18 protein-coding genes and 1 pseudogene are annotated in these 21,740 nt (G+C 62.0%); 9 read left to right on the top strand and 10 right to left on the bottom strand.

What is annotated here, in order from left to right; translation table 11 throughout:
• Positions 1–3: 3 nt before the first annotated feature.
• The 5 genes from lhgO to metQ form a co-directional block, all read right to left on the bottom strand.
• Positions 4–1,194, bottom strand: a complete 1,191-nt coding sequence (gene lhgO, locus AC4PR2_RS18345) for an L-2-hydroxyglutarate oxidase (protein ID WP_337046988.1) — start codon at positions 1,192–1,194, stop codon at positions 4–6.
• Positions 1,194–1,913, bottom strand: coding sequence for a FadR/GntR family transcriptional regulator (locus tag AC4PR2_RS18350; protein ID WP_049202524.1), 720 nt, complete (start codon positions 1,911–1,913; stop codon positions 1,194–1,196). Before AC4PR2_RS18350 ends, lhgO begins: the two co-directional genes overlap by 1 nt.
• Positions 1,910–3,865 carry a TRAP transporter permease gene (locus AC4PR2_RS18355; protein WP_147840278.1) on the bottom strand — a complete coding sequence of 652 codons (1,956 nt, stop codon included), beginning with the start codon at positions 3,863–3,865 and terminating at the stop codon, positions 1,910–1,912. Before AC4PR2_RS18355 ends, AC4PR2_RS18350 begins: the two co-directional genes overlap by 4 nt.
• 13 nt (positions 3,866–3,878) lie before the next feature.
• Complete coding sequence (locus tag AC4PR2_RS18360) at positions 3,879–4,913, bottom strand: TAXI family TRAP transporter solute-binding subunit (RefSeq protein ID WP_197779967.1); 1,035 nt, start codon at positions 4,911–4,913, stop codon at positions 3,879–3,881.
• 186 nt (positions 4,914–5,099) lie between these two features.
• The gene (metQ, locus tag AC4PR2_RS18365) at positions 5,100–5,915 is read right to left on the bottom strand and encodes a methionine ABC transporter substrate-binding lipoprotein MetQ (protein WP_346420639.1); all 816 of its coding nucleotides are present in this window, start codon (positions 5,913–5,915) and stop codon (positions 5,100–5,102) included.
• A gap of 236 nt (positions 5,916–6,151) precedes the next feature.
• Between metQ and AC4PR2_RS18370 the strand changes: the two genes are divergently transcribed.
• Entirely contained in the window at positions 6,152–6,670 is a 519-nt protein-coding gene (locus AC4PR2_RS18370) for a hypothetical protein (protein WP_049202527.1), read from the top strand.
• A 147-nt stretch (positions 6,671–6,817) separates the two neighbouring features.
• A complete protein-coding gene (locus tag AC4PR2_RS18375) occupies positions 6,818–7,243 on the top strand; it encodes a universal stress protein (protein ID WP_015377548.1) in 426 nt (141 codons plus the stop codon).
• Between the two features lie 43 nt (positions 7,244–7,286).
• Here the strand turns inward: AC4PR2_RS18375 and ygjK are convergent.
• Positions 7,287–9,669: pseudogene (gene ygjK, locus AC4PR2_RS18380) on the bottom strand (alpha-glucosidase).
• 17 nt (positions 9,670–9,686) lie between these two features.
• Complete coding sequence (ygjJ, locus tag AC4PR2_RS18385; RefSeq protein ID WP_336948272.1) at positions 9,687–10,757, bottom strand: protein YgjJ; 1,071 nt, start codon at positions 10,755–10,757, stop codon at positions 9,687–9,689.
• Between the two features lie 336 nt (positions 10,758–11,093).
• Between ygjJ and ebgR the strand changes: the two genes are divergently transcribed.
• The 7 genes from ebgR (at position 11,094) to AC4PR2_RS18420 (ending at position 18,725) form a co-directional block, all read left to right on the top strand.
• The gene (gene ebgR / locus AC4PR2_RS18390; protein WP_197801500.1) at positions 11,094–12,074 is read left to right on the top strand and encodes a transcriptional regulator EbgR; all 981 of its coding nucleotides are present in this window, start codon (positions 11,094–11,096) and stop codon (positions 12,072–12,074) included.
• A gap of 170 nt (positions 12,075–12,244) precedes the next feature.
• Positions 12,245–15,334: a beta-galactosidase subunit alpha gene (gene ebgA / locus AC4PR2_RS18395; RefSeq protein ID WP_492175346.1), complete on the top strand. Its 3,090-nt coding sequence runs from the start codon at positions 12,245–12,247 to the stop codon at positions 15,332–15,334.
• The gene (locus AC4PR2_RS18400) at positions 15,331–15,783 is read left to right on the top strand and encodes a beta-galactosidase subunit beta (RefSeq protein WP_055312129.1); all 453 of its coding nucleotides are present in this window, start codon (positions 15,331–15,333) and stop codon (positions 15,781–15,783) included. Before ebgA ends, AC4PR2_RS18400 begins: the two co-directional genes overlap by 4 nt.
• A gap of 58 nt (positions 15,784–15,841) precedes the next feature.
• Positions 15,842–17,344 carry an amino acid permease gene (locus tag AC4PR2_RS18405; protein WP_049202532.1) on the top strand — a complete coding sequence of 501 codons (1,503 nt, stop codon included), beginning with the start codon at positions 15,842–15,844 and terminating at the stop codon, positions 17,342–17,344.
• 101 nt (positions 17,345–17,445) lie between these two features.
• Positions 17,446–17,760: an ArsR/SmtB family transcription factor gene (locus tag AC4PR2_RS18410; protein WP_047727753.1), complete on the top strand. Its 315-nt coding sequence runs from the start codon at positions 17,446–17,448 to the stop codon at positions 17,758–17,760.
• Entirely contained in the window at positions 17,757–18,086 is a 330-nt protein-coding gene (locus tag AC4PR2_RS18415) for an SRPBCC family protein (RefSeq protein ID WP_492175347.1), read from the top strand. Before AC4PR2_RS18410 ends, AC4PR2_RS18415 begins: the two co-directional genes overlap by 4 nt.
• A 45-nt stretch (positions 18,087–18,131) precedes the next feature.
• Positions 18,132–18,725, top strand: coding sequence for an ATP-dependent Clp protease proteolytic subunit (locus AC4PR2_RS18420; protein WP_197801498.1), 594 nt, complete (start codon positions 18,132–18,134; stop codon positions 18,723–18,725).
• A 6-nt stretch (positions 18,726–18,731) separates the two neighbouring features.
• Here AC4PR2_RS18420 and AC4PR2_RS18425 read toward each other — a convergent pair whose 3' ends face one another.
• Genes AC4PR2_RS18425 through AC4PR2_RS18435 form a run of 3 tightly spaced genes read right to left on the bottom strand, consistent with a single transcriptional unit; the run spans position 18,732 to position 21,735 of the window.
• Positions 18,732–19,598, bottom strand: a complete 867-nt coding sequence (locus AC4PR2_RS18425; RefSeq protein WP_060419394.1) for a hypothetical protein — start codon at positions 19,596–19,598, stop codon at positions 18,732–18,734.
• A 44-nt stretch (positions 19,599–19,642) separates the two neighbouring features.
• Entirely contained in the window at positions 19,643–20,395 is a 753-nt protein-coding gene (locus tag AC4PR2_RS18430; RefSeq protein ID WP_336948275.1) for a fimbrial biogenesis chaperone, read from the bottom strand.
• Complete coding sequence (locus AC4PR2_RS18435) at positions 20,395–21,735, bottom strand: fimbrial protein (RefSeq protein ID WP_060419392.1); 1,341 nt, start codon at positions 21,733–21,735, stop codon at positions 20,395–20,397. The genes AC4PR2_RS18430 and AC4PR2_RS18435 overlap by 1 nt, the downstream gene beginning before the upstream one ends.
• Between the last annotated feature and the right edge of the window lie 5 nt (positions 21,736–21,740).

A 21,740-nucleotide genomic window follows, 5' to 3' on the forward strand; every position in this document is an offset into this window, starting at 1 on the left:
GCGTCAGAAAGCGGACAGGTGGCGGCGCACGATCTCGCGGCCGATCTCCAGCGAGGCAGTCGCCGCCGGAGAAGGGGCATTGCACACGTGCAGCGAGCGTTTACCCTGCACGAAATGGAAGTCCTCCACCAGCTTGCCGTCGGCGGTCAGCGCCTGGGCGCGCACGCCGGCCGGGCCGGGCCGAATATCCTGCTCCTGCAGCGCCGGGATCAGCCGACGGGCGTTCTCGGCAAAGCGGCGGCGCGATAGCGAACGGCGCATTTCCGCCAACCCTTCGCCGAGGTAGTTGCCGGCGATTTTCCAAAAGCCGCGATAGCCGAGCACCTCGCTCAGATCGCGCAGGCTGAAGTCGCATTTGCGGTAGCCTTCGCGTTTGAAGGCCAGCACCGCATTGGGGCCGACGTCGCGTTTACCGTTATACATGCGGGTAAAGTGCACGCCGAGGAAAGGGAAATCCGGGTTGGGCACCGGGTAGATCAGATGGTTGACCAGGTGGTTTTTCGCATCGTCCAACACATAGTATTCACCGCGGAACGGCACGATCTTCATGCCGGTTTCGTAACCGGCCAATTTGGCGATGCGATCGCTGAACAGCCCCGCGCAGTTGATCAGCAGCCGTCCCTCGAAGGTGTCGCCGGCGGCGGTGACGGTGACGCCGCCGGCGTGCTCGCGGATGGCCTCAACCTGATGGCCGTAGGCGATCTCGCTGCCGCGCCGCACAATGATCTCCGCCAGCTTGGCGGCCACCTCCGCGTAGTTGACGATACCGGCGTCGGGCACCAGCAGCGCTTCAAGGCCATTGACGTGCGGTTCGCGCTCCCGCAGCTGCGCCTGTGACAGCCGGGTGACCTGCAGGCCGTTTTGCAGGCCGCGCTGATAGATGTTCTCCAGCCGATCCAGTTCGTTTAGCTGGGTGGCGACAATCACCTTGCCGCATTGGTCGTGATACAGGTCGTGTTCGCGGCAGAAGGCGAACATGCTGCGGTTGCCCTGTTTTGCCAACTGCGCTTTCAGGCTGCCGGGCGTGTAGTAAATGCCGGAATGCACCACGTTGCTGTTGTGGCCGCTTTGGTGCGCCGCCGGGCCGCGTTCTTTTTCCAGGATCAGAATGCGTCGCTGCGGATCCGCTTCCTGCAGCGCATTCACCACGCCGAGCCCCACCAGGCCGGCACCGATAACGATCGCGTCGTACATCACGGCTCTTGCTCCTCGTTTTCCAGGCGGCGTAATTTGCCGCGTACGTTGTTCAGATGGCTTTGCATGGCGGCGGTAGCCGCCGCCGCATCGCCGTCGCGAATGGCGATAAACACCCGCTCATGTTCGTCGATCACCCGCTGGCGCTCGGCCTGCCGCCCTAGGTTTTTGCTGAGCGAGTACACCAGCACCCCCAGATACAGCTCGTGCATGTTATCGAGGATCTGCACGAAAAAGGGGTTATGCGAAGCCTGCATGATGGCGCGGTGGAACAGGTAGTCCTGCCGATAGCCGATCTGGCCATCGTTCAGCGTACAGTGACGAAAGGCGAGGTGCGCCTGTTCGATCGCCTGCAATTCCTGTTCGGTACGGCGCTCGGCGGCCATGCGCGCCGCCTGCTGCTCCATGACCTCGCGCATTTCCAGCAGCGCTTCCACCTCGCGGCGGTCGGCTACCTCCATCACCAGCGGTTCGTATTTGCTTAGCAGCGAATGCTGTTCCACCCGGTGGCCGCCGCCCTGGCGTGAGGAGATGATGCCGCTGACCTCCAGCACGCCGAGCGCCTCGCGCACCGGTACCCGGCTGACGCCGAACGCGTCCGCCAACACGTTTTCCGACGGCAGCTTCTCGCCGACCGGAAAGGTGCCGTCGTTGATGCCGGCTTTCAGCTGCGCCAGCACCTGATGAGAGGCTTTCTGGCGCGTGACCTTGCGGATCATGACGCGCCTCCCGGCAGCGCGGCGCGCTGTTTATAGCGCAGCAGGTGCATGGCGGCGGCGGCGGCGATCAGGGCCGCACCGCCCAGATCGGTCATCAGGCCCGGTTTGATCAGTAAAATCGCCGCTGCGGTAAACAGCACCCGCTCCAGCCAGTGGGTCTTCATCAGCCAGAAATTGGCGCTGGCGATCGACAGGGCGTAGATCCCCACCAGCGCGCTGATCACCATATGCAGCACCGACAGCGGGTTGAGATCGTCGCCCTGCATCAACAGCATCGGGTTGTAGACCAAAATGAACGGGATGATAAAGCCCGGCAGCGCCAGGCGCACCGCGTCCCACGAGGTTTGCATCGGATCGGCGCGGGCGATGCTGGCGGCGGTGTAGCTGGCCAGCGCCACCGGCGGCGTGATGTTGGACAACGCGCCGAACCAGAACACGAAGAAATGCGCCGCCAGCGGCAGCACGCCGGCTTTGATCAGGATCGGCGACACGGTCACCGCCACCACGATGTAGAGCGCGGTCGAGGGTAGCCCCATGCTGAGCACGATGCACACCAGCATCACTACCAGCAGGATCATCCACAGGGTGTTGTCGGTCATGGCGACGATGTTGAACGCCAGCGTGGAGCCGATGCCGGTCATGGTCACCACGCAGATGATCACGCCGATGGCGGCGCAGGCGATGGTGACCTGGATCGAGCCGCGCGCCGCGTCATTCAAGGCCAGCGCGATTTTTTTCGGCGTCATGCGTACCGAACTGTCGGGGGTGAGCCAGCTGGCGACGATGATGGCAATGATGCCGAGGAAGCCGGCATAGATCGGCGTTTTGCCCAGCAGCAGCGTGCCGATAACGATGACGAGCGGCAGCAGCAGCAGCCCGCGCGCCTTCAGCACCGCGCGCACCTGAGGGATGTTCTCCTTGTTGATGCCTTTCAGGCCCTGTTTCTTGGCTTCCAGATCGATAGCCATGATCAGCGCGGCGTAATAGAGCAGCGCCGGCACGATGGCGGCGATGACGATGGTGGTGTACGAGATGCCGAGGAAACCGGCCATGATAAACGCCGCTGCGCCCATGATGGGGGGCATGATCATGCCGCCGGTGGAGGCGGTGGCTTCCACGGCGCCGGCGAAGCGGGACGACAGCCCGATGCTTTTCATCAGCGGAATGGTGAAGGTGCCGGTGGTGGCGACATTGGCCACCGCGCTGCCGCTCAACGAGCCGGTCAGTGCCGACGAGATCACCGCCACCTGGGCCGGGCCGCCGCGGCGGCGTCCGGCGGCGGCCAGCGCCAGATCGTTGAACAGCGCGGTCGCGCCGCTGACGCTGAGAAAGGCACCGAACAGAATAAACACCACGATGGCCGTGGAGGCAGTGGACAGGGTGATGCCGAAAATCCCCTCGCCGGTCATGAATAGCCGATACAGCAGGCGTTCTACCGAGAAGCCGCCGTGGCCGAAGATGCCCATGAAGTATTGCCCGAACAGTGCATAGAGAATGGCGAAGCTCGCCAGGCCGGGAATGAAATAGCCGGTGGTGCGCCGCGCGGCTTCAAACAGCACGCCGATACCGATCGCTGCCATCACATAGTCGGTGGCGTTGGGGATGCTCTTGCGCACCACGTGCAGATCGACGTAGTTAACGTAGAAATAGCCGTAGCTGACCAGCGTCAGGATGATGAACAGATAGTCCCAGCGGTTGAAGCTGCGGGTGGCGTACCGGGCCGAGAAGGGAAACAGGATAAAGCCCAGGATCAGAATACCGCTCAGGAAAGTGGTGTTGCGGTAGAACTCCTGCGTGTTGGACAGCGCGTTGGCGTAGATGGCATAGGCGGAGATGGCGATCGCCAGGACGGTTGCCAGCTGCAAATAGATGCCGCTCAGCGGCCGGTTGCCGGCGCCGGCTTCTTTGTCCAGATCGACGGCGGGCTGCGGTGAAGAAGAGTGAGTGCTCATACGTCCTCCTGGATTAAGGGTTAGCGGCCAGCGCGGCGGCTTCCGGCGGGATCAGATAATCGGGTATCTCGACGCCGGCTTCGCGGTAGTAGCGATAGGCGCCGAGGTGCAGCGGCACCGAAACGCCTTTCAGCGCATTTTCCAGCGAGATGTATTTGGCCGAGCTGTGTACCTGGTGCACTTCCGGCAGGTTCTCGAACATCGTTTTGGTCAGGTCGTACACCAACTTTTCATCGAGCCGGCTGAGGGCCACCAGAATATTGGGCTGTGCGATGGTGGCGATCGCCTTGGGCTGGCGCGGGTAGGTCTCCGCCTTGATGTCGAAACGGAACCAGGAGTTGGCGATGGCGTTGATGCTGGCCAGCTGTTCGTCGGTGACTTCCAGGATGCGTGCCGGCACGCCGCTGGCATACATATCGGTGACGGCGGCGGCCGGCACCCCGGCGGGCAGGGCGCCGCCGTCCAGGCGCCCGTCGCGCATCGCGGAAACCGTGTCGCCGTAGCCGAGGTATTCCGCCGACAGCGACTTTTTGGTCAGGTTGACGCCCTGCAGGATGATCATCGTCGACTGTTCGGTGCCGCTGGCCTGCGGCCCGACGGAAAAGCGCGTGCCGGCGATATCGTTCAGCGTGCCGTCTTTCACCCGGCTTTCCAGCATCACGAAGTGTTCGACGTTGGGCCACAGCATGGAGATGGAGCGCAGATCGCCGTAGGCGCGGCCGTCGAAGTTACGCACGCCCTGATAGGCTTCGACGGCGATCAGGCTTTGCAAAATCGCCAACTGCGCCTCGTCTTTTTGCAGCAGGTCGATATTCTCGATCGAGCCAGCGGAGGATTGGCCGGTGACCTGTATCCCCTGGTGCTTCAGCCGGTTGCTCCAGACGTTGGCCAGCCCGACGCCCATCGGATAGTAGGTACCACCGGTGGAAGCGGTGGCGACGGAGAGGAAGGTTTTATCGGCGTTTTCCGCTTTGCCGGCGATGGCCAACAACGCGGCGCCGACCACGGCGCAGGTAACAAGCAACGTTTTGATTTTTCTATTTTTCATTATTTTCCCCAGCGGTTTTTTGAAACAAATAGAAAACATTTACGCAAACTTGTATACAACATGGCAGCTTTATTCACCTAAAGCGCAGTGCTTGATTTGTGATCTGAGCGGGCGAAAATTGAACGATACAGCGGGGGGCGGAAATGAAAAACCCGTGGCCGGGCGCCACGGGCATGCGGGGGAGGGTTACCAGCCTTTGACTGCGTCGCCCTTGTAGATGTCGGCGGCACTGGCCGCCACTTCGTCGGTCTGATAGGCCTTGACCAGATCTTTCACTTTCTCGCTGTCTTTGTTGTCGATGCGGCTGGCGAAGATGTTGACGTACGGCGAGTTTTTGTCTTCGACAAACAGCCCGTCCTTGGCCGGCGACAGGCCGATCTGGCTGGAATAGTTGGTGTTGATGATCGCCAGCGTCACTTTCTGATCGTCCAGCGCGCGCGGCAGCTGCGGCGCTTCAATCTCGACGATCTTCAGCTTTTTCGGGTTGCCGACGATGTCCAGCGCGGTCGGCAGCAGGCCGACGCCCTCTTTCAGGGTGATCAGCCCCTGTTTTTGCAACAGCAGCAGCGAGCGGCCCAGGTTGGTCGGATCGTTCGGCACCGCCACCTGCGCGCCGTCCGGCAGCTGGCTGAGTGCGGTTATCTTCTTCGAATAGCCGGCGATCGGGTAGACGAAGGTGTTGCCCACCGCCGCCAGCTTGTAGCCGCGCTCCTGCATCTGCTTGTCCAGATACGGCTTGTGCTGGAAGGCGTTGACGTCCAGATCGCCGTTGTTCAGCGCTTCGTTCGGCAGCACGTAGTCGTTGAAGGTCACCACCTCCACGTCCAGATCGTATTTCTGCTTGGCGACCTTTTGTACCACCGCCCACAGCGACTGATCGATACCGGCGCTGATGCCGACCTTGATGTGGTGATCGTCCTGTGCCGTCGGGCCACAGGCGGTCAGCAGCAGCGTGCCGGCGGCGACCAGCGCCAGGGTGAGGTTTTTCAGCGTAAATGTCATTTTCCCAGGGTCCTTGTCAACATTGCCTGCTAATTTTGGCGGGCAGAATAGTGGCAGTGACTGTAGGTAATCGCTGGGCTAAAACAAAATACTGATTCACTATGACTCATAGCGATTAGCTATGAGCGGCCGCCGCCTGGCGCGGTGCGGATTGTTTTGACGGCGAATCGGCGGGCTTATTATGATAGCCGTTGGCCCGTGAGGGCAGACTGGGTACTGAAACGAAGGAAAAGACAATGCGATTGAACACTTGGAGCAAGGCGCTGCTGCCGCTGGTGGTGTTGGCCTGCGTCTCGGCGACTCAGGTTCGGGCGGCGGAGAGCGATACCGGGCCGATCCCCAAACAGCTGCTGGGCAACTGGCGCGTCAGTAAAATTGTGCCGACCCAGACCACCGGCTGCTGGGATCAACAGCAGGCGCAGAGCCTGATCGGCGGCAAAATCAGCTACAAAGCGGATGCGTTCAGCTGGAACGGCACGGCGCTGAAAAGCGAAGGGGCCACCGTCAGCACCGTAGAAGCGCAGGAGTTTGTCGAGGACAATTCCGGCAGCAGCTCCTACATCGATTTCCCGATGCTGGGCATCAGCACGCCGTCGGTCGAACGCGTGGCCATTCAGCACGCGGATACCGCCATCAAAGGCATCACCGATCAGGGCACCGATGGGGTGCCCGGCGATAACGTGCTGGTGAAAGACGCCAACACGCTGATCCTGTCGCTGTGCAACGTCTGGTTTGAGGCGCAGCGCGAGAAGTAATTTTTGCCTTCAGCCCCGGCAACGGGGCTTTCCCACCGCGTAGCCACCCGTCATACGCGCCATTTCTGAACTAAAATTAACCATAACGATATGACCCCGGCGTGATATCGGAGCCTCGGCTCTACCGAGTCCATGACAGGAGGCGCTATGTGTTACCACCATATTGTCATCGCCACCGATCTGAGCGATGACGGCAAACGGCTGGTCGAAAAGGGGGCGCTGCTGGCGGAGGCGCTGCAGGCCAAACTCTCGCTGATCTATGTGGACGTTCACTACGACACCTACCACGCGGCGATCGGCTTTTCGGAGCGCAGCTATGACGGCGTGCCGTTCGAAGAGAAGATCCGCAAAGAGCTGGAGCCCACCACGCAAAACGTCAATTACCCGATCGCGGAGGTGATTATCGGGCGCGGCGGCTTTGTCGATGAACTGCGTACGGCAGTCGTGGATAAGAACATCGATCTGCTGGTGTTCGGCCATCACCACGATCTGTGGAGCAACCTGTTTTCTTCCACCCGCAATGCTATCAACCAGCTGAATATCGACGTGCTGGTGATCCCGATCCGCTCATAAACGCGGGCCACCGCCGGGCAACGATGGCGGTGGCCGCTGCGGCTTATTGTGTGAAGAAGTCGTTATACAGCATGTACAGGTGCGCCGCGCTCCAGGAGAAGTTCGGCGCGCCTTGCTGCTTGCCGGTGAGCGGGTTGTAGTTCTCGCGGATCGGCCCGTCGGCGACCAGGCCGTCGGCGTGGCGGAAGAAGGCCTGCGCCATCGCCACTGCATCGTCGCGATAGCCGTAGCGCTCCATGCCCTTGAGGCCGAAATACAGCTGATCGACCCACACGCGGCCGCGCCAGTAGATGTCCGCGCCGAACGCCGGATTGGTCAGCGCCGCGGTGCCGAGCGGCACGTAGGTATTGAACTCGCGCGGATCCTTCATCACCCTGACCACCGCATCGGCGTGCGGTTGGCTGGCGGCGCCGTTGAACAGCGGCGACCAGCCTTCCGGCCCTTTGCCGCGTTCGACGATCGGTTTGCCGGCGCAGCCGTTGGCCAACGGCTGGCTTTCGATGCGGATGTCATAGAAGAAACCGCTCTGCTTGTCGAACATGCAGGTGTTGATGTAGGCCGCCAGCCGGTCGGCTTTGGCGCGGAAGGCAGCGGCCTCGGCACCGCGGCCCAGAATATCGGCCATCTCCGCCAGATAGCGGTTGTCGCTGTACATATAGCTGGCCTGATCCACCGACTCCTGCAGCAGCGAGTAGCCGAGCAGCGTACCGTCCGGCGCGCGGTTTTCGGCGAATTTTACCTGCCAGTCTTCGCGTTTGCCGCCCTGCGCCACGTAGCGCGCCAATTGATCCGGATCGATAAAGCCGAATACCGCCGCGTCGTCGCGGCCCGACTCCCAGAAGGCGGCGGTCTGCGCCGGGATCTCGATGCTGTCGTACTGCCCCTCGCGCACGATGCGATCGTAATTGTCGAGGCCGGCCAGCGTTTGCTCGCGCTGCCCGCGTTTGACGGTGAACAACATGCGCCCGTCGGGGGTATTGTGCGCTTTGTCGCGGGTGGCGCCGTACTCCGGCACGCCGTTGCCGTTGTGATCGCGGTTGCGCAGCCACCAGTCATGGTAGGCCACCAGCTTCGGGTACATCTCCGCCAGCCAGCCCTTATCGCCGGTGACGCGATACACCTCCATCACCGCCCAGGCCGCCAGGCTCGGCTTGGTGTTGCGCTCGTTCCAGTTGCCGCCGTCGCCGCCGCGCTCCGGGCTGGGGTTGTAGGCGATAAGGTCGGGCAGAAAGCCGGCGTCCCACGGGCGCAGGGCGTCGCCCGGTCGGATCTGGAAGGCGAATACTGCGCGAATGTTGTCCTTGGCCACGACCGGGTTGAAGTGCGCCATGGCGTAGGCCTGCTTCCAGGTGTCCCACGGCCAGGTTTGGTTGCCGGAGAACCAGCGCCCGGTCACCGACGGGGTGACCGAGTCGAACTTCATCGCTCCGGCTGCGCCGCGCCAGTTGCCGTTCAGCGTTTCCATCGCTTTGACCGCCACGCGGGTTTGTTCCTGCGTGGCGTGCGGGTTGCTGAGCGCAGTGGCGAGATAGCGTTCCCAGCGCTGGGCCGACGCGGCCATATAGCGCTGCGGGTGAGCGAGGATACCGGCGATAGCGCGCTGTTCGCGCTGCGCCTCTTCGGCGGTGAGCAGGTGCGAGTAGGTGGTGTACAGGGTGGTGGAACCGGTGATGCGTGCCGTGGCGCGGAAGCGGTGGCCGTCGACCGTGGTGCGCTGCGGCAGCGATTTGTGGATCTGATACTCGGACTGGCCCGAGGTCATCAGCTGCGACGGCGCGCGCACCTTGCCGAAGGTGACGCGCAGGCCGTCAGCCGTCAGCCGTCGGCACAATGCGGCGCGTGTAGTCCGGAAACGCCTGCTCGAGGGTCGCCGGCGGCTGCGGTTTTTGCTCTTTGGCCGCGTAGCGCTCCAGCAATTCACCGTCCCACACCAGCTCCAGCGGCGTGTCGGTCAGGATTTGGGTTTCCAGCAGCGAGGTGCGCGCGGCGGCGAAGCGCAGCGTCAGGTTGACGGTCACGCCCGGCGCGCTGAGCCGCTGCACCAGGGCGCCGGGCAGGCTGTAGGCCGTCATGGTGAAATGCACCGGTTTACCGTCTCGATAGACGCTGAGCCGATCGAAATTGTTGGCCATAAAGTTGATGTACTCTTCGGTCAGCAGCGCCGGGCCGGGGAAACCGCCCATACCTTCCGGCCCGCTCGGCAACAGGTGGCCGTGCCAGGCGCCGAGATCGAAGAACGGATTGAAGCGCTGGTGATCGTCGAAATCGTAATCGAGCATAAAGTGCGGCGCGCCGCGGCGGTCGATGACGTTTTTATAGCGCTCGGCCAACGGGGCATCGGCGTCGGGCGTTTTCGGCACACAGCCCGTCAGCGCCCATGCGAGGATGAGGGCGGTGGCCAGCGGGGTCAGGGGAGTCATGTTCATCGTAGGAGCCTCAACGGTTACCAATAGAAATATTGCATCAGAAACACCGAGTTGCTGACACCGGTGCTGTCGTTGCGCATGAAGAATTTGCTGTCCAGCGCGGTGGCCAGTTTGCCGTCGGCGTATTCGTACCAGACGCCAAACTGGGCGTATGAGGTGGCGGTGTCCGCCGCGCGATCAAACCGGTGGCGGGCGTAGCTGTAGGCGGTGGAGAGATACAGCCCTTTGGCGGTTTCCGTCATCGCGCTGAGCATCAGGCCCGATTCGCTGCCGGGATGGCCGCCGCTGTCGCCTTTGCCGGTGTGGTGCCAGACGCGGCCGGCCAGGTGTTTGCCGCGCAGCCCCAGCAGAAACAGCTGCCCCAGGCCGTCGGTCACTTCCAGGCCGGTCAGCAGCGTCAGATTCTCCTGCAGGTCGTACTGGGTGTAGCCGTTGACCATCGCCCGGTAGGTATACTTGTCGGAATAGCGGTCGTATTTACCGAAGTGCAGCAGCGCCTTGCTCTCGTCGATGCGGCTTTCCGGGGCCGCCGTCACGCTGTAGCGAAAGCGCCCGGTCAGGTTTTGCAGCTTGGCGGCGTAGCTGAGATCGCGGGTGTTGGGGATCACGTAGCCGTACTCCGGCGTGAAGTCGCCCCACCACTGCAAATCGTCGAGCGACGAATCGTTGCGCACGCTGAGCATCATCTCGGTGCCGTCGTCGGTGCGGTAACCGCCGTAAAAGCGGTTCAATCCACCCTCGAAGCCGCCCCAGCTGTGGTCCGGCGTCCAGGCGTGGCCCTGGCTGTCCGCCTGCACGGTCCAGCCTTCGCCGTAAATCAGGCCGAACCAGTGTCCCCGTTTGATCTCCAGGCCACCTTCGATATAGGTGCCGTCGCTGTATTGATGCTGATGTTCGCCGTTCAAATAGACGCTGCCGCCGATGCCGAGCTCGCCGTAAAAACGCAGGGCGGTCGCGGTGCTATCGGGAAGCGGCGGTGGCGGGAGCTGATTGCGCTCCGCCGGGGTCACCGGTTCCTGCGCCGCCCAGGCGGGCGCATTAACGAGCAGCAACAAGGGCAACAGGGCGTGATGGCTTAGTGATTTCATGGGGCATAGCCTGGTGTTGGATGGATCGGAACGTCAGCCGAGCGGCGGCTCACGCGAGGTCGCTCCCGGATCCCTGGGAGAAGAGAAAAAGTCCGCCCTCATGGGGCGGTAAACGGCAGGTATATTAGTAAAATATTTAGTAAAAAATACGCTTAAATCAGTAAATCGTTAACTTGATCACAGCGGGCGAAATGGGTATCTTTCGCTGCAGGCGCCCAGCAACGGCTGGCATGAGCGTGCGCTGGCCCGGTCTGGGAAGGAGAGGAGGCGGGCGGCGCTGTACGCCGTGGCGCTATCCGATTAAGCTACCGTTTTTCGTCTGTGCATTGGGACTCTATGGCCACACTGAAGGAAATTGCTGAAGCCGCTAATGTGTCCGTCGCCACCGTTTCACGCGTGTTGAATGACGACCCCACCCTGAGCGTGAAGGCGCAAACCCGCCAGAAGATCCTGGAAGCGGCGGAGCGCCTCGAATACAAGGTTGCACCTTCCAAACGGCAAAGCGGGCAACGCCTGCATTTCGCCGCGCTGTTCACCTATACGCAGGGCGTGGAGATCAACGATCCCTATTACCTGGCGATGCGCTACGGCATCGAAACGCAGTGCGAAAAGCTGGGCGTGGCGCTGAGCGCCGGATATGACTTCAACGGCGACAAGGCGCTGCCGGCCGCCGACGGCCTGCTGGTGATCGGCCGGCCACAGCCCGCGCTGTATGAGCAGCTCAGGCAGCAGGAAACGCAGGTCGTATTCATCGACGGCGTGGTGGAGGATGAGCGGTTCGACTGCGTCAATGTTGACCTGTACAAGATCAGCCGCAAGGTGATCGACTACTTCATCGGCCGCGGCTATCAGCGCATCGGCTTTATCGGCGGGCGCGACGATCCGGCCGGCATCGACCAGCGCGAGCAGGCTTTCGTCGAGTATGGCCGGCAGCAAAACGTGGTGCGAGCGCAGGACATTTACCACGGTGATTTCAGCAGCCAGTCGGGCTACCAGTGCGCCAAAGCGATGTTGCAGAGCAAGAATGGCTATCCGCCGGCGCTGCTGGTGGCGACCGATTCGATCGCGATCGGCGTGCTGCGCGCGCTGCACGAACACGGCATTCAGGTACCGGGGCAGATCGCGCTGATCAGCGTCAACGACATTCCCACCGCCCGCTTTATTTTCCCCGCCTTGTCCACGGTGCGCATCCCTTCGGAAACCATGGGCGCACAGGCCGTCAACCTGTTGGCGGAGCGCCTGCGCGATGAGCGCACCGTCCCGCTGTCGATCTTCGTTCCCAGCTCGCTGCAGCTGCGCGACACCACCGTCGCCTGACCGGCCCCCGCCTCGGCGGGGCGTTGCGTTGGCGCCCAAAATTAACGTCATGATAAAAAAAGGCATTTGAGATTTATTGTGATCCTGTCGTCATTTGGTAAATATCAACTGTAGTTTTTACTAAATATTTACTATCGTTTCCGCATTGCACAGGTGTCGGGAGACGTGACGTGAATAATTGGGAAAACATTGAAAAACAGTCGGAGCACCGGTTGGCGCCGCGCGCGAGCTTCTTCAGCTACGCGGACGCCGGGCAGGCGCTGAGCTTCGATCGCAACGCCAGCCGGCGCTTCCAGCTGCTGAGCGGCCGCTGGCGTTTTCGCTTCTTCGAGCACCCGGCGCAGGTGCCAGCGGCGTTTTACCGGGAGCCGATGAACGACTGGGGCGATATGGCGGTGCCGGGCATGTGGCAGTTGGAAGGGCACGGCCACCTGCAGTACACCGACGAGGGCTTCCCGTTCCCGATCGACGTGCCTTACGTGCCGACCAACAACCCCACCGGCGCCTATCAGCGCCCCTTTACGCTCGACGCCGGCTGGCAAGATCAGCAGGTGCTGATCAAATTCGACGGCGTGGAAACCTACTTCGAGGTGTACGTTAACGGCGACTATGTCGGCTTCAGCAAGGGCAGCCGGCTGTGCGCCGAGTTCGACATCAGCCCCTATGTGCGGCAGGGCGAGAACCTGCTGTCGGTGCGGGTGATGCAGTGGGCCGATTCCACCTACATCGAAGATCAGGACATGTGGTGGATGGCCGGCATCTTCCGCGATGTCTATCTGATCGGCCAGAGCGCCACTCACCTTCACGACCTGACACTGGTCACCACCTTTGATGAGCGCTACTGCGACGCGCAGTTGGCGATCGATGCCGAGCTGCGCCATCTCGGTGTGCAGGCCGCCGAGGGCTGCCGCCTGCAGGCGCAGCTGTTCGACGGCGATCGCTGCGTGGCGGAGCAGTGGCGCGACGATCTGCGCATCGAGCAGGCGCTGAGCTGCCGTTTCGAACTGCCGGTCAGCCGCCCGCAGCAGTGGAATGCGGAAAATCCCTACCTGTATCAGCTGTTGCTCAGCCTGTATGACGGCGCCGGCAACCTGCTGGGCGTGGTGCCGCAGCGGGTGGGCTTCCGCGAGATCGCGGTGCGCGACGGGCTGATGTACGTCAACGGGCGCTACCTCAAGCTGCACGACGTCAACCGCCACGATCACGATCACCGCAAAGGGCGCGCCGTCGATATGGCGCGGGTGGAGCGCGACATCGTGCTGATGAAGCAGCACAACATCAACTCGGTGCGCACCGCCCATTACCCCAACGATCCGCGCTTTTACGAGCTGTGCGATCTCTACGGCCTGTTCGTGATGGCGGAGACCGATCTGGAAAGCCACGGCTTCGCCAACGTCGGCGATCTGAGCCGCATCACCGACGATCCGCGCTGGGAGCAGGCCTACGTCGAGCGCATCGAGCGCCACGTGGCGGCGCAGAAACACCACCCGTCGATCATCATCTGGTCGCTGGGCAACGAGTCCGGCTACGGCTGCAACATTCGCGCCATGGCCCGGCGCTGCAAGGCGCTCGATCCGACCCGTCTGATCCACTATGAAGAAGATCGCGACGCCGAAGTGACCGACGTGATCAGCACCATGTATTCCCGCGTGGCGATGATGAACGCCTTCGGCGAATACCCGCACCCCAAACCGCGCATCCTGTGCGAATACGCCCACGCGATGGGCAATGGCCCCGGCGGGCTGTTCGAATACCAGTCGGTGTTCAACCGTCACGCCAGTTTGCAGGGGCACTACATCTGGGAGTGGTGCGATCACGGGCTGCTGAGCCACGACGCGCAGGGGCGCGAGCGCTACCAGTACGGCGGCGATTACGGCGACTACCCGAACAACTACAACTTCTGCATGGACGGCCTGATCTATCCGGACCAGCGCCCCGGCCCCGGCCTGCGTGAATACCAGCAGGTGCTGTGCCCGGTGGAGGTGACGGCGGAAGAGGGGGCGGGTGACGTGCTGCGGGTGAAAAACCGCTATTGGTTCAGCTCGCTGGCGGACATCACGCTGAAGGTCAGCGTCAAGACCGACGGCCGCCAGGTGGCAAGTTACGAATTCAAGCTGCCGCATCTGCAGCCGGGCGAGAGCGAAGACATGCATCTGCCGGTGTTGGCGCTGGGGCAGGGGGAAACGCTGATCGACGTAGCGGTGCATAAGGACAGCGCCACCCGCTACAGCGAGAGCGGCCAGCGGCTGGGGCATTATCAGCATCTGCGCCAGGCGGCGACGCGGCTACCGGCTCCACCGTTGGCCGATGCGCCGGCGCTGCAATGCCGCGAGGAGAATCATCAGCTGCTCGTCAGCGGCGGCCGGTTCCAGCTGGCGTTCTCGCTGCTGAGCGGCGAACTGCTGTCGTGGCGGGTAGACGATGAAGAAATGGTGGGGCGCGCGCCGCGCATCACCTTCTTCAAACCGGTGATCGATAACCATAAACAGGAATATGAGGGGATTTGGCTGCCGCAACATTTCCCCATCATGCAGCAGCACTTCCGCCGCCTCAGCCGGCAATGGCAGGGCGAAGATCTGCTGCTCGAGGTGCACAGCCTGATTGCGCCGCCGGTGTTCGACTTCGGCATGCGCTGCACCTACCGCTGGCGCATCTCCCCGCAGGGCTACGTCAGCCTGGATCTGTCCGGTGAGCCTTATGGCGATTTCCGGCAGATTATCCCGAAAATCGGTCTCGATTTCGGCATCAGTCGCCGCTTCGTGCAGGTGGAATACTACGGCCGCGGGCCGGGCGAGAACTACCGCGACAGCTGCCGGGCCAACCTCATCGGCCACTACCGGCAGCGCGCCGACGCGCTGTTCGAACACTACCCGTTCCCGCAGGACAACGGCAACCGGCAGGACGTGCGCTGGCTGAGCCTGCAGGACGCGGCGGGCAAGGGGATCTTCATCCAGCCGCGGCGGCCGATCAACTTCAGCCTGTGGCCTTACAGCGCCGAGATGCTGCACCAGGCTCAACACATCAACGAGTTGGAACCGAGCGACTGCCTGACGCTGAACCTGGACGACCAGATCCTCGGCCTCGGCTCCAACTCCTGGGGCTCCGAAGTGCTGGATACCCACCGGGTCTATCTGGCGCCGTTCAGCTACGGCTTCACGCTGGTGCCGTTCGACGGGCGGCAAACGAAGGGCGCCGCGCTCGCCGGTTATGACTTCGCGCCCGCTCACCACCACCCGCAGTCTGCGGAGGAAAACGCATGATCATTCTCGAATCCCTGGCGGAGTTCCAGCGCATTTATCACAGCGGCAAGAAGTGGCTGCGCTGCATGGAAGCGATCGCCAATGTCGAGCGCATCAGCCCAAACGTGTGCCATTCGATCGGCGACTCGCTGACGTATCGGCTGAGCGTCGGCGCCGGCCGCCAGCACGGCTGGCTGGAGGGCAACCGCCGTTACTTCGACGTGCACTATTACCTCGACGGGGAAGAGACCGTCGAGGTTGCCGACAAACGGGCGCTGACGACGGTGGCGCCCTATCAGGACGAAACCGACCGCGAGTTTTTCAGCGGCGAAGGCGAGAGGCGCCGGGTCGGCAAAGGCAACGTGGTGATCTTCGAAAACCACCAGGCTCACCGCTTCGCAGAAAGCGGCAAGGTAAAAAAAGTCATTTTAAAAGTGACGGTGGAAGACAGCTATTTCGTCAATAAATAGCGCGCTCGCCGATCGATAACAACAAACCGAAGTCCCCTACACCATTCGGAGAATCTCTATGGCTGCGTCGAACAGAAACACCATCGGCAAGTTTGGTCTGCTGTCGATGACGTTTGCGGCAGTGTTCAGTTTCAACAACGTGATTAACAACAATATTCAGCTCGGCATCGCCTCGTCGCCGGTGTTCCTGGTGGCGACGATCATTTACTTCATTCCCTTTTGCCTGATCATCGCCGAATTCGTCTCGCTCAACCGCAACTCCGAGGCCGGCGTTTATGCCTGGGTGAAAAGCGCGCTCGGCGGGCGCTGGGCGTTTATCACCGCCTACACCTATTGGTTCGTAAACCTGTTCTTTTTTACCGCGCTGCTGCCGCGCGTCATTGCCTACGCTTCTTACGCGTTCCTGGGCTATGACTATGTGTTTACCCCGCTGACCACGGCGATCATCAGCATCTTCCTGTTCGCCTTCTCGACCTACATCTCCAACAGCGGCGCAAAACTGCTGGGGCCGATGACCTCCGTCACTTCGTCGCTGATGCTGCTGCTGACGTTTTCCTACATCGTTCTGGCGGGCGCAGCGGTGCTGGGCGGCATCGAGCCGGCCGACCCGATCAACGTGCAGGCGATGACCCCGAACTTCAACTGGGCGTTCCTCGGCATTACCGCCTGGATCTTCCAGGCGGCGGGCGGGGCGGAGTCCGTGGCAGTGTACGTGAACGATGTGAAAGGCGGCAGCCGCGCCTTCGTGAAGGTGATCATCGTTTCCGGGCTGTTCATCGGCGTGCTGTATTCGGTGTCTTCGCTGCTGATTAACGTATTCGTGCACCGCACCGATCTGCACTTTACCGGCGGCACGGTTCAGGTGTTCGAAGGCCTGTCGGCGCACTTCGGCCTGCCGACGGTGCTGATGAACCGCTTTGTCGGCATTGTTTCCTTCACCGCCATGTTCGGTTCGCTATTGATGTGGACGGCGGCGCCGGTGAAGATTTTCTTCACCGAAATCCCGAAGGGCATTTTCGGCGAGAAAACCATTCGCCTGAACCGGCACGGCGTGCCGACGCGCGCGGCCTGGATCCAGTTCTTCATCGTCATCCCGCTGATGCTGATCCCGACGTTGGGTTCCAGCAGCGTGCAGGATTTGATGAACACGCTGATCAACATGACCGCCGCCGCCTCGATGTTGCCGCCGCTGTTCATCATGCTGGCCTACCTGAATCTGCGGCTGAAGTACGACCGGGTGGCGCGCGATTTCAAAATGGGCTCGCGCCTGCAGGGCATCGCCATCGTCAGCGTGCTGATCGCCATCTTCACCGTCGGTTTCTTCGCTTCGACGTTCCCGACCGGCGCCAGCATCATGACCATCGTGTTCTATAACGTCGGCGGGTTGGTGGTGTTCCTGGGATACGCCTGGTGGAAGTACAACCGCTACTCGAAGACCCTGAACGCCGAGGCGCGCTACCACGAAGACATGCCGCTGGCGCGCCTCGCGCTGGAAGCGCAGGAAGGGGCGCCGGCCGGGCAACCCGCGCTGACCACGCCCGCTTGCAATAAGCCGCTGTAATCTCTCCTCTATCGGCTCCGCGCTCCGGCGCGGAGTCTCGCTTGTGTAAAAAATCCACGTCTGCGTTTGCATAATACATAAGTGAATACTAATGTGTTTATATGAACGAAAATGACATCTTCAAGGCGTTGGCCGATCCGACCCGCCGCACCATCTTCGACAAACTCGCCGCCGGCAGCATGAACGCCAGCGCGCTGCGTGAAGGGCTGCCCATCAGCCAGTCGGCGATGTCGCAACACCTGGCGGTGCTGCGCAATGCCGGGCTGGTGCGCGAGGCGAAGCAGGGGCGCTGCGTCAATTATCAGGTCGACCCGGACGGGCTGGCGCAGATCGCCCAGTGGCTGGCGAAGTATCGCGCCTGGTGGCCGGCGCGCATCGACGCGCTGCAAACCTTGCTGAAGGACATGGATCAATGAACAAACGGGCTGAGCCACCGCCGCACGATCGGCTGGTGTTGGAATATTCGCTCGATGCGCCGCCGGAAAAAGTGTGGCGGGCGCTCAGCATTCCCGAGCTGCGCGAGCAGTGGCTGCCGACGGGCGAACTGGCGCAGGCCGAACCGCTGGCCACCACGCCGGGCGAGGCGGTGAGCTACCGCCTGCGCGACGACCAACCGCCGTTCCGCGAAAGCGTGGTGACGCTGCAGATTGTGCCGGATGCCGGCGGCGGCAGCCTGCTGCGGATTATTCACCAGCTTGACGCCGCCAACGACGGCCCGACGACGGTGATGCGCGCCGCCTGACGCGTTAAACACACTTCCCTTTGTTGCCAACCCAGGAGTTCACCGATGCGTGAGAAGATGATGCTCGTCCCGATGGTGGTGGAACAGACCAGCCGGGGAGAACGTTCCTTTGATATTTATTCGCGCCTGCTGCGCGATCGGATCGTGTTCCTCAACGGTGAAGTCAACGACGACGTGGCCGAAATGCTGTGCGCCCAGCTGCTGTTTCTGGAGGCGGAAAACCCGGAAAAACCGATCCATCTGTACATCAACTCGCCGGGTGGGGCGATCACCAGCGGGTTGGCGATTTACGACACCATGCAGTACCTGCGCGCGCCGGTGCATACCCTGTGCATGGGCACCGCGCGTTCGATGGGTTCGTTCCTGCTGATGGCCGGCGAGCCGGGGCACCGCATGGCGCTGCCCAACGCCAGCCTGCACGTGCACCAGCCGCTGGGCGGCTTTCAGGGGCAGACCTCCGACATCTTGATCCACGCCGAAGAGATGAAGCGCACCAAAGACCGGGTGATCGGGCTGTACGCCCAACATTGCGGCCTGAGTGAGGAAGCGGTGGAGCAGGCGCTGGATCGCGATCGCTTCATGACCGCCGACGAAGCGGCGGCCTGGGGGCTGATCGATAAGGTGCTGCGGGAGCGGTAAAACGGCTCAGCGAGGCTCGGCAGCCTGCGGCGTGTGCCAAACCCGTTCAAGCCCGAATTCGACCATCGCGAAATAGAGGCTGAAATAGCGCTCTGCCATGATAAAGAACGAGCTGTTGAGTTCGATCACTACGTTATTGGTGGTGGTCAGCAGGCCCGATTTTTCCGCCGCCTGCAGGATGCGGTTTACGTGCGCGCGTGAGACGGAGCACGACTTGGCGATTTTCGCCGAGGAGAGCAGCAGAAAGGGGGAGTCCTGCCGGATGCTTTCGATATGCAGCATCAGTAGCACCATGTGGCCGGCGTCCTTGCTGATAAACAGTCCGGATTGCGGCACCAGATCGATCAGGTAGATCTCCTTGAGCATCAGCTGCCCGTAGGCGGCGAAAAAGGTGGGCAGAAAGTCGGGCGCCGCCAGCAGCGCCGCGATGGGCATCTGTGGCGCCAGCGCCTGATAGGGCCGCGCCATGGAGGCGATCAGCGCCTGGGTTTCCGCCAGCGCGTGCGGCGTAGGCTTATAGCGCAACTGGCGTTTGTCATGTTCGCAGGGTTTGACCTCCAGCCGGCGGCCGACCCGCAAAAAGAACAGAAAGGAGTCCAGGGAGTTCTCGCTGATCATGTTCTTTCCTTTAAAAAAGGCTTTGATGTCTTTCAGCCCGGCGGCGGGCTGATGGTAGTAAATGGACAGGATGGTGGAACAAATGATGAACCGGCTGTTCCTGAAGATGATTTTGTAAAACAGCGGATGCTTCTTGTAGGTCTCTTTCAACAACTCCCCGTGTTTGACGATGGCGGCGTGAAATCCCGGTGACTGCCTGATGTTGTTGGCCTGTTTCTCCAGGTGAAACTGTAGCTGGAATCTGCTTAGACTCATTTTTCCCTATTTCCTGTACTTAAAAAATGTGCTGCTTTTTATCGTTATGGGTTTGCTGTGTATGACTTGACGATCTGTTGGCCCTGGTCGTTGATGAGGGTGGCCTGAACGGTGATCTGTGAAGGGAGTGTCGGCGCCGCAACGCCGTCGAGGTGATAATCTCGCATGCTGAACGGCGCGGTCATCATGTCGCTTTCTTGTCGCACCGGGTAATCACGTTTTCCTATGTGTACGCTTATGCGGGCGAAGGAGAGATAAAACGCCGACCGGTTGTGGCAGCGCAGCAGATAGCCGTCCGGCGATTTTTGCAGCGAGAACGAGACGGCCTCGGCCGCGTTTTCGGCGTTTCCCTTTAGCGCTTTGGGGCGGTAGAAGATTTTCATCTGCGTGTTCATCGCCAGCGTCACGCGCGACGCCAGCGGCGGCGTGGTCGGCTGGCTGGGCGGGATCTCATACAGGTTAAGCCAGAACACCGACTCCCTGTCGGTGGGCAGGGCCGCGCCGGCAAACAGGATCCGCAGCCCTTTCAGCGCCGAAGGCGGCAGGGCGAATACGCTGGGCAGGGTGACAAACGGCGCGCGCGACAGTTCGGGGGCGGCATTGACGTCGCCGTTATCGACCCAGGTTTGCGCCACGATCGGATAGCCGTTGGTGTTGAGCAACATCAGGGTTTTTTCCGTGTCACCCTCGCGGAAAATCACCCGGGTGGCGGAGGCGATGATGCCTGCCTGCGCGCCCATGGCCGCCAGCGCCAGCAGCAGGGCGCATCCCATTGTCAGATATTTCTTTCTCATCATTATTGCACCTTAACCCAGACGTAGGCCCTGGCGTCCACTTTGCCGGCGGTGACGGTTTGCCCGGGCAGCCGGGCAAGCGTGGCGGTGAGCTGGGTGGTGTAGTGGGTAAACCCCGCCGCGGTGCTGCCGCCGCCGCTGGCGCCGTTGAGCACCGGGTACCAGCCGGCGTCGTTGCCCTGCGGGCATTGCCCGGCGCTGCAACGCGCCCAGCCGACGAAGTTCATCGGCGCGCCGTTGCCGGCGTTGGCGAGTGCGATGCCCACGCCGGTGGCGACGCTGCTGTCGGTGCCGTAGCCGCTGGAGAGCAGGTAGCTCACGCCGCCGTTGGCGCTGACCAGCCCGAGCTGCTGCGCCGCGACATAGCTTTCATACGGTACCTGCAGGCCGAGGGCGGTATTGTTGCTGCTGACGCCGGACACGGCGGCGTTGTCGCATTCGATATTGATGGTGAACTGCGCCTGAGAGGTTTGCCCGGCGGTCAGCTGGCTGACGGAAATGGTCGGCAGGATCACCAGCGGCGTGACGTTGCGCGCCACGCAGGTGGCGGTATAGGTCAAGGAAGAGATCGGTGCGGTGCCCATGCCCATCGCGTTCCAGCGCCCGGTGCCCCAGGTGGCGTAGTTGGTTGCGGAGTCGCTGCCGATAGGATCCGAGGCGATGCCGGGCCCCTGAAAGGTGACATAGCCGTTCGGCTGCGTGCAGGTATAGTTCGAATTGCCGGTGGTCGAGGCCATGCCCACCAGCGGGTTGCCGGCGCTGTAGCCACAGTAGTTGCTGGCGCCCGCGCCCGGCAGCGAGCTGATGCGGATCAAATCGGCACGGATGGCGCTGAAGTCTTTCACCCGGATCTGAATTTTGCTGCCGACGGTGGCATAGCGGGTAATCGGCGCCGACTGCCAGTAGCGGGTAAAAACCTTGCCGGAATCCAGATGGGTCAGGCGGATGCCGACGTAGGGGAAGTAGGTGGCGTAGTAGTTGGGGTTGCCGTCCTGGGCGCCCAGATCGTAATAGCCGCCGACGCGATCGTCGCCGTTGGTGGCGAAGACTTCATAGATCTGCCCCGCGTCGCCGGCGTCGCATTCATACAACACCTTGTTGGGATCGGGATAGCGCGTGCCGGAGGTGAAGTCGAACACGCTGGTGCCGAGCGGCGTGCCGACGGGCTGCAGGTAAGTGCTGGTCAAATTGACCCGGCCCAGCGCCGTGCCCACCCCGCAGGGATCGCAACCGGAATCGATCCAGGGGGCGACCCGGGTGCATTGCGCCAGCGCGGCGGGCGCGCCGAACAGCGACAGGGCGAGCAGCGCCAGGGCGGCGATCGGGTAAAAAATGCGTTTCATCGTCT

It is taken from the genome of Serratia sp. A07 (assembly GCF_058725505.1).

Coding starts and splice junctions, on each gene's coding strand:
- lhgO (WP_337046988.1), bottom strand. CDS start 1,194: ATGTACGACGCGATCGTTATCGGTGCCGGCCTGGTGGGGCTCGGCGTG.
- AC4PR2_RS18350 (WP_049202524.1), bottom strand. CDS start 1,913: ATGATCCGCAAGGTCACGCGCCAGAAAGCCTCTCATCAGGTGCTGGCG.
- AC4PR2_RS18355 (WP_147840278.1), bottom strand. CDS start 3,865: ATGAGCACTCACTCTTCTTCACCGCAGCCCGCCGTCGATCTGGACAAA.
- AC4PR2_RS18360 (WP_197779967.1), bottom strand. CDS start 4,913: ATGAAAAATAGAAAAATCAAAACGTTGCTTGTTACCTGCGCCGTGGTC.
- metQ (WP_346420639.1), bottom strand. CDS start 5,915: ATGACATTTACGCTGAAAAACCTCACCCTGGCGCTGGTCGCCGCCGGC.
- AC4PR2_RS18370 (WP_049202527.1), top strand. CDS start 6,152: ATGCGATTGAACACTTGGAGCAAGGCGCTGCTGCCGCTGGTGGTGTTG.
- AC4PR2_RS18375 (WP_015377548.1), top strand. CDS start 6,818: ATGTGTTACCACCATATTGTCATCGCCACCGATCTGAGCGATGACGGC.
- ygjJ (WP_336948272.1), bottom strand. CDS start 10,757: ATGAAATCACTAAGCCATCACGCCCTGTTGCCCTTGTTGCTGCTCGTT.
- ebgR (WP_197801500.1), top strand. CDS start 11,094: ATGGCCACACTGAAGGAAATTGCTGAAGCCGCTAATGTGTCCGTCGCC.
- AC4PR2_RS18400 (WP_055312129.1), top strand. CDS start 15,331: ATGATCATTCTCGAATCCCTGGCGGAGTTCCAGCGCATTTATCACAGC.
- AC4PR2_RS18405 (WP_049202532.1), top strand. CDS start 15,842: ATGGCTGCGTCGAACAGAAACACCATCGGCAAGTTTGGTCTGCTGTCG.
- AC4PR2_RS18410 (WP_047727753.1), top strand. CDS start 17,446: ATGAACGAAAATGACATCTTCAAGGCGTTGGCCGATCCGACCCGCCGC.
- AC4PR2_RS18415 (WP_492175347.1), top strand. CDS start 17,757: ATGAACAAACGGGCTGAGCCACCGCCGCACGATCGGCTGGTGTTGGAA.
- AC4PR2_RS18420 (WP_197801498.1), top strand. CDS start 18,132: ATGCGTGAGAAGATGATGCTCGTCCCGATGGTGGTGGAACAGACCAGC.
- AC4PR2_RS18425 (WP_060419394.1), bottom strand. CDS start 19,598: ATGAGTCTAAGCAGATTCCAGCTACAGTTTCACCTGGAGAAACAGGCC.
- AC4PR2_RS18430 (WP_336948275.1), bottom strand. CDS start 20,395: ATGATGAGAAAGAAATATCTGACAATGGGATGCGCCCTGCTGCTGGCG.
- AC4PR2_RS18435 (WP_060419392.1), bottom strand. CDS start 21,735: ATGAAACGCATTTTTTACCCGATCGCCGCCCTGGCGCTGCTCGCCCTG.